This is a genomic window from Cohnella sp. GbtcB17, assembly GCF_019091135.1.
Classification (GTDB): Bacteria; Bacillota; Bacilli; order Paenibacillales; family Paenibacillaceae; genus Cohnella.
Genome location: NZ_JAGXJW010000104.1, coordinates 1 through 10,583, shown reverse-complemented (window position 1 = coordinate 10,583; position 10,583 = coordinate 1). Strand labels below are relative to the sequence as shown.

Here is a 10,583-nt window from a genome sequence, read left to right as displayed (position 1 = left end):
ACCCCAAATTAGTTGTGGAGGAAGAGAAAATGGATATTAACGGATACGTTGCCGCGGCTCACGCGAATGCCGTGAGCAAGGGCTGGTGGGACGAGGAACGCAGCTTCGGCGAGATCATCGCGCTGATTCACAGCGAGGCGTCCGAGGCGCTGGAGGATTACCGCGCCGGCAAGCAGCCGACGGAGGTCTGGTATGAACGGGTCACACCGATGGGGATGACAGCTATCGTTGATTCTCGTTTATATGAACATGACAAACCCTGCGGCATCCCGTCCGAGCTGGCCGACATCGTGATCCGCGTGTTCGACGCCGCCGGCCGGTACGGCATCGACCTGGAGCAGGCGATCGCCGAGAAGATGGCGTACAACGCGACGCGGCCGCAGCGGCACGGGGGCAAGGTGCTATGACGGAGACGGTGAACAAGCAGAAGCTTCTGGATTGGCTGGATGTCGAGATCGACCTTTCTGCCGGCAGTCATGAACAATTAAAAAAGGACAGGTGGGCGTACCGGCACACCAAAAAAGAAGTAGAGTCCGGCAGATTGGATTGCGGCTCGGTGCAGGCGTATGCAGTTCGGGAGCAAGTAGGCGGCTACCTGGCCGGTATCAACAGCTACACAGGAGACCTACGTTTTGCAACCCTTTACGCTGACGAGCGATCTGCTTATGCGTTTGCGCGAAAAAAGGAAAGGGTCGTCAATATCGAGATTCTGCCTGACGGGACAAGGAGGGAAATCCTATGAAGATCGCGATTAATCGCTGTTTCGGCGGTTTCCAACTTTCGCACGAAGGATTTTTAAAATTAATTGAGCGTGGCTGGAGTGTCACGGTATTCAACGAAAACGTCGAAGCTGCGGACCCCAAAGCCGATCTCATCGACATGTCGAGTTCAAAATATTATAGCCGCTGGTCCGATCCTGCGAGCAGCCATTACAGCTTTACCCGAGGGCGAGATACAAAGGAACTTCGCACAAATTCAGACTTAATTGCGGTCATTGAGGAATTGGGAGAGCGCGCCAACACACAGGTGTCGGAATTAAAGATCGTCGATATCCCTGACGAAATTGAATGGGAAATTAGCAATTATGATGGGCTTGAGAGAGTCGAAGAAGCCCATCGGGTGTGGTCGTGAAGGTCGAACTTAGCCGCTCGACGGAGCTCGACCGTTGGCTGGCCGAACGGCACTATCTAAAGTCGACGCCGCCGGGTGCGCAGCTTCGGCTGTGGATCCTGGACGAAGCCGGCTCGCGGATCGGCGCGATGATGTGGGGACGGCCGACAGCGCGCAGCTTGGACCAGATGACGCTGCTGGAACTGACGCGTATGTACCTGGTTGATGAGACGGAGCCGAACGCGGAGAGCCGAGCGATCTCCCTTGCGAGAAAGCATATTCGCAAGCATCTTCCATCTATTAAGGGCTTTATCTCTTATTCCAGCAGCGGACAAGGTCATGAAGGCACGATCTACCGCGCTGATGGCTGGTTCACGGTTGGTCAGACGCGGCGGCGCAAGGATGGTTGGTCGTCTCGCGCTGAGCGAGCCGAACGCGATCTATCTCCTAAAACAAGATGGGTGAGGAGTCCATGAAGCCATACGACTATCACATCACACCGGAGGAGTTCGAGGCCGCCGCGGCATGGGAGTAAGGTGCTGCAATTCTATATAGCGATCCACCTCTCCATAAATCAGCAAATAACAACATGTGGATTGCGATAGCCACTACGAGTAGCAAACATATCCACTTGCCTTTATTAAATGTCCTTTGCGAAACCTCGTATTTCGACATTAAGCCAAGGATAAGTACCGTCAAAATTATCGAAATCATGAACCATACTATTATTAGGTCGTAGGGCTGTTGAAAATCTGAGGCGCTAAAGTGACTACGATGACGCAAATAGAAAACGAAGATAGGGATATTCAATAATTGCACCGACCTTGAAAAATCTATTTGTAATTAATTGTCATACGAAAGTATAAATCATAAGTTTCACTTTTGGGAATGGGGGAGGAGAAGTGAGATTTCTTCAAATCGACCTTGAAACTTACAGCTCCGTCGATCTGCTCAAGTCCGGCGTGCATCGGTACGTCGAGGCGCCAGACTTCGAGATTCTGCTTTTCGGCTACGCTTACGGCGACGACCCGGTGACGGTTGTCGACCTGACCGCCTTCGAGGACATCCCGGATAACGTGCTTCGCGATCTCGGCGACCCCGCGGTGACGAAGACGGCGTTCAACGCGGCGTTCGAGCGGACCTGTCTCGCCAAGCACCTCGGGCAGCCGATGCCGCCGGAGCAGTGGCAGTGTACATCCGTCTGGGCGCTGACGCTCGGGCTGCCGGGGAACCTGGGCGGCGTCGCCGAAGTGTTGCAGCTGGACGCCACGAAAGACACGAAGGGTAAGGCGCTGATCAAGTATTTCTCCGTCCCGTGTAAGCCGACAAAGGTTAACGGCGGCCGTACGCGCAACCTGCCGCATCATGCGCCTGACAAGTGGGCTGACTATATCTCCTATAACCGGCAGGACGTCGTCGTAGAGCGCGAGGTGCGAAGGAAGCTTGAACGCTTCCCCGTGCCCGCGCACGAATGGGCGCTGTGGGCGCTTGACCAACGGATCAACGACCGCGGTGTCCGGCTCGACCCGGAGCTCATCCGGCAGGCCATCGCTTGCGACGAACAGTACGAGACGCGGCTAGTGCAGGAAGCCCGGGAGTTGACCGGGCTCGACAACCCGAACAGCCTGCCGCAGATTAAGGCATGGCTTGCCGAGCGTGGACTGGAGACGCCGGACGGCCTCAGCAAGGAGTATATGCCGGTCCTGCTGGACGCTGCGCCGGACGACGAGACGCGTCGGATGCTGGAGTTGAGGCAGGAGATGAGCAAGACCAGCGTCGACAAGTACAACGCCATGACGCGTACGATCTGTGTGGACGACCGAGCGCGCGGGCTGCTGCAGTTCTGCGGCGCGAACCGCACGTGGCGGTGGGCCGGTCGGCTCATCCAGGTGCAGAACCTGCCGCAGAACAAGATTGCCGACTTGGCGCTCGCCCGGGACCTGCTGCGCGCTGGAGAATTTGAATTGCTCGAGCTGCTATACGGCGCACCGCCGTTCGTCCTATCGCAACTCATCCGCACGGCGTTCGTGCCGTCGGAAGGTCGGCGCTTTATCGTCTCGGACTTCTCGGCCATCGAGGCACGCGTCATCGCCTGGCTGGCGGACGAGCACTGGGTGCTGGACGTCTTCCGGGGCCACGGCAAAATCTACGAGGCGACAGCGGCGCAGATGTTTGGCGTACCGCTCGAGACGATCGTCAAGGGGCACAAGAATTACGAGCTGCGGGCCCGCGGCAAGGTGGCTGTGCTCGCGTGCGGCTATCAGGGCGGTGAGAACGCGCTGGCTGCGATGGACAGCAAGAAGGAGATCGACCCGGCGGAATATCCGCGCCTGGTGCGTCAGTGGCGCGACGCCAACCCGAATATCCGAAAGCTATGGTACGCGGCGGAGGCGGCGGCCGTGGAGGCGGTGCGGACGAAGTCGACGGTCAAGCTCAAGCACGGCGTCCAATACCGGTACGCCGGCGGCATGCTCTTCGCCGATCTGCCTAGCGGCCGGAGTCTCGCGTATGTGAATCCGCGGCTAAAGCCAGATCCGAACTTCGACAAGGAAGGGCTCGTGTTCGACGGGATGGACCAGGTCAAGAAAAAGTGGATGTCGCACCGGACGTACGGCGGCAGGCTCGTGGAGAACTTGGTGCAGGCGATCGCCCGGGACTGCTTGGCGGAGAGTTTGATGCGGCTGGACCAGAAGGGGTTCGATGTCGTGATGCATGTGCATGACGAAGTGGTGCTGGACGAGCCGATCGACGGCCGGGAGGTTGCCTACGTGACTGAAATTATGAGCCGGCCGATCGAATGGGCGCCCGGCTTGCCGTTGGATGCGGCCGGGTTTGAGACTTCATTTTACTGTAAGGACTGACCCGGATGGACAAATTCAAAACGTGCGTTGATTGCTGGGAGGATAAGCCCAATACCCTTGACTTCTTTTCAAGATCCCGCGGAGAGAATCTTCGAAATATATGTAAGTCCTGTATAAGCGCTTATAGGAAAGCGTACAGGAAAGCAAACCGAGCTTACTTCACTGAAAAGATGCGCAGCTACAGAGAGGCGGACCCAGATCGATTCAGGCGTTTATCCTCGGAGAGCTATTACCGTCATAGGACGAAGCGCGTTGAGAATGCGGTCGAATATGAGCGGAAACGTATGGACCAAGACCCCGCATTCCTTCTTACAAAGCGTCTTCGCTGTCGGATATGGTATGCGCTGAACGGAGCGAAGAAACAAAAATCTACTATAGAGCTATTGGGATGCTCTCCTGAGCAGGCAAGAAAGCATATTGAAAATCTATTTAAGTTCGGCATGTCTTGGGAGAACTATGGGGACTGGCATATCGATCATATCCGTCCTTGCTCTTCTTTTGACCTGACAGACCCCGATCAGCAAAAACAATGTTTTCATTTCACAAATCTTCAGCCACTATGGTCAGCCGAGAATCTATCTAAAGGCTCCAAGTGGTCAGAAATCACAGACGACGATTGGGAGGCGCTGCTTGCATGACATCTTATGATTCATTCATCCAGAACAAGCGCGCGATTATGCCGCCGAGTGGCTTCGACGTGGAACGGGACGACCTGAACGACAGCCTGTTTGACTTCCAGCGCGATCTCGTCCGCTGGGCACTCCGCCGGGGCCGCGCAGCGATCTTTGCCGGCACGGGGCTCGGCAAGAGCCGCATGCAGATTGAATGGGCGATGCAGATCCATCGGCTGACCAGTGGGGACGTCCTGCTGCTTGCACCGCTCGCCGTCGCCGCGCAAACGGTGCGCGAAGGCGCGGAGCTCGGGTATACGATCACGCTCTGTCGCAGCCAAGCGGACGTTCAGCCTGGGCTGAACATCGCCAACTACGAGATGCTGCATCACTTCGAGCCGATGCTGTTCGACGGCGTCGTATTGGACGAGTCGTCCATCCTTAAATCCTTCACCGGCAAGATGCGCACGGATCTGATCGAGTCGTTCTCCTTCACGCCGTACCGGCTCGCATGCACAGCGACGCCGGCGCCAAACGATTACATGGAGATCGGCAATCACGCAGAGTTTCTCGGCGTCATGGGGCGCTCGGAGATGCTGTCCATGTACTTCGTCCACGACGGCGGCGATACGTCCAAATGGAGGCTGAAGGGACACGCGGAGGACGCGTTCTGGCGATGGGTGGCGAGCTGGGGCGTCGTGCTCGAGCGGCCGTCGGATCTCGGATACGAGGACGGGGCGTACAATCTGCCGCCGCTAACCGTCGAGGACGTCGTGATCGAGGTCGAAGGGGACCCGGTCTACTCACACCATGTATGGCGCCGGTACGCCTCACCGGTCTGGATGGATATCCGGCAGAGCAACACGCTCCAGTACAAGTCAGCTCGCGACGATAAGGACGAACGGCACATCTGCCCGTTGCAACTCGACGTGATCGCTCGCGGCGTGGAGCTTTGGAGCAACCCGGGCGACATTGTCTTCAGCCCCTTCACCGGGATCGGCAGTGAGGGCTACCAGGCGATCAAGATGGGCAGGCGGTTCGTTGGGATCGAGCTCAAGGACAGCTATTTCAGAGTGGCGGCAAACAATTTGCAGATGGCGGTGCAGGAAGCCTTTGACGAGCTCCTGCTATAAGAGGAGAGGTCACCATGGAATTAGACATCAGCTTCGGCAAGCACCGGGCCGACACGAACTGGAAACCTGAATACTTGACCTGGGGCGAGTTCACCGATCGTCTCGCAAAGGTGCGGCGGACGGCCGAGACGATTGCCCAGTACGACAAGATGAACGCGGCCGACAAGGGAAAGGCGAAGGACGGCCCGGCTTTTGTCGGCGGACTGGTCCGCGGCGGCCGCCGGAAGAAGGAGAACGTCGACACGCGCAGCCTGATCACGCTGGACATCGACCGGGCGGACGACGACTTCCTGTTCGCCGTCGAACTCGTCCTGGGCGGCACGGCTTACGTCGTCTACACGACGCACAGCAGCCGGCCGCACGCGCCAAAGTACCGCCTGATCGTCCCATGCGCGCGGGCGTTGTCTCCGGACGAGTACGCGGCCGTCGCCCGCAAGCTCGCGGAGCAGATCGGTATGCACTACTTCGACAAGACGACGTTCGATGTGCATCGGCTCATGTATCTGCCATCGTGCTCCAAGGACGCGGAGCCGGAGCTGCATGTCGCTGAAGGTGCGCCGCTGGACGTGGACGGCGTGCTGGCGCTGTACGATGACTGGCGCGACGTCATGGCGTGGCCGCGACATGCGGAGGACAAGGCGCCGGTGCTGGCCGGCAAGCGCGCACAGGATCCGCGCGAGAAGTTCGGCACGATCGGCTTGTTCTGCCGGGCGTTTACGATTGAGGAAGGGATCGACGAATTCCTCTCGGACGTGTACGTTGACGGCAGTATACCGAATCGCTACACGTACACGGGCGGCACGTCAGCGAACGGGCTCGAGGTTTACCCCGAGCAGGATCTGGCTTTCAGCCATCAAGACAGCGATCCGGTCTCGGACGGCCGGACGTACAACCTATTCGACTTGGTTCGCGTGCACAAGTTCGGCCATTTGGACGAGCGCGTCAAGGAGTTCACGCCAGACGCCAAGAAGCCGAGTCACATCGCTATGGAGCACTTTGCCGCGGCACGGCCGGAGGTCAAGCGGATGAAGATGGCCGAGCTGCAGGACGAGTACGGCGACATGGACGCCGGCAAGCCGGTGGACGACGACGGGGAGCCTGAGCCGGAGGACGAGAGCTGGGAGGACGAGCTGGAGGTTCACAGCAAGACCAGCCTGCCGCTTCCCACGGCGAGCAACGTCGAATTGATCCTATCGAATGGCGCCTGGAAGGGCGTGCTGGCTTACGACGCGTTCGGCAATACAGAGGTCATCCGGGGGCCGCTGCCGTGGCGCGGCCGGCTTCGGCCAGTAGACAGCTATGAGCCGTGGCTCGGCGAAGACGACGACCGACGGGATCATTGGTTCGATAAAGTATATAAGATCAAATCAGGCGTCACGATCAAGAAGGCGTTCACGGAGGTTACGCGCAAGAACAAGTTCCACCCGATCACGGATTACCTGGAGTCACAAACGTGGGACGGCACGGCGCGCATCGACCGATTGTTCATCGACTATCTGGGGGCGGCCGATACGCCGTACGTCCGAGAGGTCACGCGGAAGATGTTCCTTGCGGCTGTGAAACGCCTCTATGAGCCAGGATGCAAATTCGACTATATGCTGGTTCTCGTGGGCCCGCAGGGCGCCAATAAAAGCACGATCATTCAGATGATGGCGCAGCGCTGGTTCAGCGACTCACTGAAGTCGTTCGACACTAAAGAGGCCGGCGAGCATCTGCAATCGGCGTGGATCTTCGAGTTCGGCGAGCTGGCGGGTATGACGAAGACCGAGGTCGACGAGATCAAGCAGTTTATCACGAAGCGATCGGACAAGTACCGCGTCGCCTACGATCGCGTGATTACGGATTTTCCACGCAAATGCGTCTTCTTCGGCACGACGAATAACTGGAACTTCTTGAAGGACCCGACGGGTAACCGCCGATTCTGGCCGGTCACAGTCGATCCGGAGAAGCGGACGAAGAGCGTCTTTACGGATCTGACAGATTACGAGATCGGCCAGCTATGGGCGGAGGTACTGGCGGTGTACAAGTCCGGCGAAGAGACTATTCTATCTCCGGCTATCGATGTAGAGGCTATGAAGATTCAAGGCGTCCATATGGAAGACGATCCGCGGGCAGGCATTATCCAGGAGTGGCTTGAGTCGCCGATCGAGGACGAATTCGGGACGAGCAAGTCCGAGCCAGAAATGAGGATGCGCGTCTGCGCTTCGCAAATCTGGGCGGAATGCCTGCACAACAAAGTCGGCGCAATGCGTCCTTGGGAGGCGCGCGAGATATGCGATATCGTACGCCGCATACCTGGTTGGCGTGAGTTAAAGGGCCGCGTGCGCATCCCAGGATACGGCCAGCAGACCGCATTTGAGCGATGCAGATAGCCACGTTTATATCTGCATCAGCACTGCATCATCTGCATCACTTATTGAAGCAGTTGAAGCAGATGCGATGCAGATAAAATCGTCATATCTGCATCATAACAACCCAGTAATATCAAGGCTTCAAGCCGAATTGATGCAGTTGAAGCAGTAAATTATCTATTAAGTATAAAAGTTAGATTAACCCTATAAGCAACCTAGTAAAACTATGGTTAAACCGCATTTTACGTACAATACGCGTATGTGTGCACGTACTGCACAGGAGGCTACCAGATGCAGACATATAAAACTTGGATTGCAAGTCGACTTGACGTGGTTGGTCCGCTAGGGGATATCGCGAGATTTATTCACCAAGATCCAAGCTTCCCCGATGGATTCGACAAAGACGTAATTCGCGCGTGGCTGGAGAATCGCGGTGTGGCTGAGAGGCATATCGTTGCGTTCATAGGCACGTGGAAATTCTATACTGCCGACGCAAAGAAAAAGCCCAGAGAAGCATCGCTGGAGCAAACGTTGGTCCATGAGGTGGAGAAACGAGGTGGCTTATGCTGGAAGTTCACGTCACCTGGAACGGTAGGTGTACCAGACCGTATCGTGATCGCCCCGAATGGTACGGTTGCCTTTGTCGAAATGAAAGCCCCTAACGGTAAACTGCAGCCAATTCAGAGAAAAAGGGCTGAGGAGCTTCTGGAACGGAAAGCAAACTGGTATCTCCTAAAGTCCTACATGGGCATTCAAGTCTTCTTACAGGAGATCTTCGGAGATGAGATATAAACCGCACCAGTATCAGGAGTATGCGACAGCGCGCATCCTGGACACGCCTTACATCGCACTGCTGCTTGAGATGGGGCTGGGCAAAACGGTATCAACACTGACCGCGATCGACCTGCTGCTGAACGACTATTTCGAAGCCGGCCGCGTGCTGGTCATCGCGCCGCTGCGAGTGGCAGACGATACTTGGGCCCGCGAGACGGCCAAATGGGATCATCTCCGGCATCTACGCATCAGCAAGGTGCTGGGCAGCGCGGAGACCCGGCGACGGGCGTTGCGGGCCGAAGCTGACATCTACGTCATCAATCGGGAGAACGTCGAGTGGCTGGTCAGCGAGTACGGCAGTAAGTGGCCGTTCGACACCGTCGTCATTGACGAGTCGTCAAGCTTCAAGAACCCGCAAGCCAAACGCTTTAAGGCGCTACGACGCGTTCGGCCATTTATCAAGCGCCTCGTACAGCTGACAGGCACGCCGGCCCCGAACAGCCTGATGGACCTCTGGCCGCAGGTGTATCTGCTGGATCAAGGCGAGCGACTGGGCAAGACAATTACGGGTTTCCGCGATCGGTACTTCACCGCAGGTAGCCGCAGCGGCCACGTCGTGTACGAGTGGAAGCAGAAGCAGGAAGCCGAGGAACGGATATACGAGGCGATCAGCGACATCGCCGTCAGCATGAAAGCGGCGGACTGGCTGGAGCTACCGGAGCGAGTCGACCGTGCCGTGCCGGTTAAGCTGACGGCTGCAGCGGAGGCGCTGTACAAGAAGTTGGAGCGTGAGCTGCTGCTGGAATACATCGACGCCGACGTCGTCGCACAGACGGCCGCCGTGCTGTCGAACAAGCTGCTGCAGATGGCGAGCGGCGCCGTCTACGACGAGGACCGCGGCGTCAAGCAGATCCACGACGCAAAGCTGGACGCGCTAGAGGACATCATCGAGGCTGCGCAGGGCAAGCCGGTCATGGTGTTCTACAACTTCCAGCACAGCCTGAGCCGGATCCAGCAGCGCTTCCCGCAAGCGCGGACGCTTCGCAAAGGCCGCGACGGAAACGAGGACATCCGGGCTTGGAACAGCGACGAGATTCCGCTGCTTCTCCTGCACCCAAAAAGCGCCGGTCACGGGCTGAACCTGCAGGAATCGAGCTGTCAGACGGTCGTGTGGTTTGACCAGATCTGGAGCCTCGAGGAGGACCAGCAGGCGAATGCGCGGGTGCATCGGCAGGGTCAGACGCGCCGGATCGTCGTGATGCGGCTGGTGGCCGAGGGCACGATGGACGAGGAAGCCGTGGCAGCACTGGAGCGCAAGGCAGCCGGGCAAGACGCACTGATGGAAGCCGTCAAAGCACGCATACAAAAAATCAGGGGATGACAACAGGAGGGTCAGACATCATGAGCGACAACGTAAATCATCCGAGCCACTACACCGCCGGCAGCATCGAGGCAATTGACGCGATCGAGGCGGCGACGACGGGCCTTGACGGATTCGAAGGGATGCTGACGGGCAACACGATTAAGTACCTGTGGCGCTGGAAGCGCAAAAACGGCGTCGAGGACCTCCGTAAGGCCGCTTGGTACTTGAACCGCCTGATCAAGATGCAGGAGGCGAACGGCGATGACCGAGCAGACCGTAATTGATCAGCTGACAAGCTATCGCCAGATGCGCGCGCGGATCAAGATCCTGAGTGAGCATAATATCGGTTGCGGCATTACGGTGAGCCGGATCGGCGAGGA

11 protein-coding genes are annotated in these 10,583 nt (G+C 57.7%); all 11 read left to right on the top strand.

Annotated elements, in window-relative coordinates; translation table 11 throughout:
• Positions 1–29 precede the first annotated feature (29 nt).
• The 11 genes from KVT38_RS32230 to KVT38_RS32180 all read left to right on the top strand — a co-directional run bounded on the left by KVT38_RS32230 (position 30) and on the right by KVT38_RS32180 (position 10,487).
• Positions 30–407: a nucleoside triphosphate pyrophosphohydrolase family protein gene (locus KVT38_RS32230; RefSeq protein ID WP_217597854.1), complete on the top strand. Its 378-nt coding sequence runs from the start codon at positions 30–32 to the stop codon at positions 405–407.
• Positions 404–742: a hypothetical protein gene (locus KVT38_RS32225; RefSeq protein ID WP_217597852.1), complete on the top strand. Its 339-nt coding sequence runs from the start codon at positions 404–406 to the stop codon at positions 740–742. Before KVT38_RS32230 ends, KVT38_RS32225 begins: the two co-directional genes overlap by 4 nt.
• On the top strand, positions 739–1,131 hold the full coding sequence (locus KVT38_RS32220; protein WP_217597851.1) for a hypothetical protein: 393 nt from the start codon (positions 739–741) through the stop codon (positions 1,129–1,131). Before KVT38_RS32225 ends, KVT38_RS32220 begins: the two co-directional genes overlap by 4 nt.
• A complete protein-coding gene (locus KVT38_RS32215) occupies positions 1,122–1,586 on the top strand; it encodes a Mom family adenine methylcarbamoylation protein (RefSeq protein ID WP_217597850.1) in 465 nt (154 codons plus the stop codon). The genes KVT38_RS32220 and KVT38_RS32215 overlap by 10 nt, the downstream gene beginning before the upstream one ends.
• Positions 1,587–2,012: 426 nt before the next feature.
• Positions 2,013–3,971: a DNA polymerase gene (locus KVT38_RS32210; RefSeq protein WP_217597849.1), complete on the top strand. Its 1,959-nt coding sequence runs from the start codon at positions 2,013–2,015 to the stop codon at positions 3,969–3,971.
• A 284-nt stretch (positions 3,972–4,255) separates the two neighbouring features.
• Positions 4,256–4,609, top strand: coding sequence for a hypothetical protein (locus KVT38_RS32205; RefSeq protein ID WP_217597848.1), 354 nt, complete (start codon positions 4,256–4,258; stop codon positions 4,607–4,609).
• On the top strand, positions 4,606–5,715 hold the full coding sequence (locus tag KVT38_RS35085) for a DNA methyltransferase (RefSeq protein WP_254639725.1): 1,110 nt from the start codon (positions 4,606–4,608) through the stop codon (positions 5,713–5,715). The genes KVT38_RS32205 and KVT38_RS35085 overlap by 4 nt, the downstream gene beginning before the upstream one ends.
• 14 nt (positions 5,716–5,729) lie before the next feature.
• Complete coding sequence (locus KVT38_RS32195; RefSeq protein WP_217597847.1) at positions 5,730–8,087, top strand: virulence-associated E family protein; 2,358 nt, start codon at positions 5,730–5,732, stop codon at positions 8,085–8,087.
• 270 nt (positions 8,088–8,357) lie between these two features.
• Positions 8,358–8,858 (top strand): VRR-NUC domain-containing protein, encoded by a 501-nt coding sequence (locus KVT38_RS32190; protein ID WP_217597846.1) that lies wholly within the window; start codon positions 8,358–8,360, stop codon positions 8,856–8,858.
• Positions 8,848–10,221 (top strand): DEAD/DEAH box helicase, encoded by a 1,374-nt coding sequence (locus KVT38_RS32185; protein WP_217597845.1) that lies wholly within the window; start codon positions 8,848–8,850, stop codon positions 10,219–10,221. Before KVT38_RS32190 ends, KVT38_RS32185 begins: the two co-directional genes overlap by 11 nt.
• Before the next feature lie 20 nt (positions 10,222–10,241).
• On the top strand, positions 10,242–10,487 hold the full coding sequence (locus KVT38_RS32180; protein WP_254639724.1) for a DUF3310 domain-containing protein: 246 nt from the start codon (positions 10,242–10,244) through the stop codon (positions 10,485–10,487).
• The last annotated feature ends 96 nt before the right edge of the window (positions 10,488–10,583 follow it).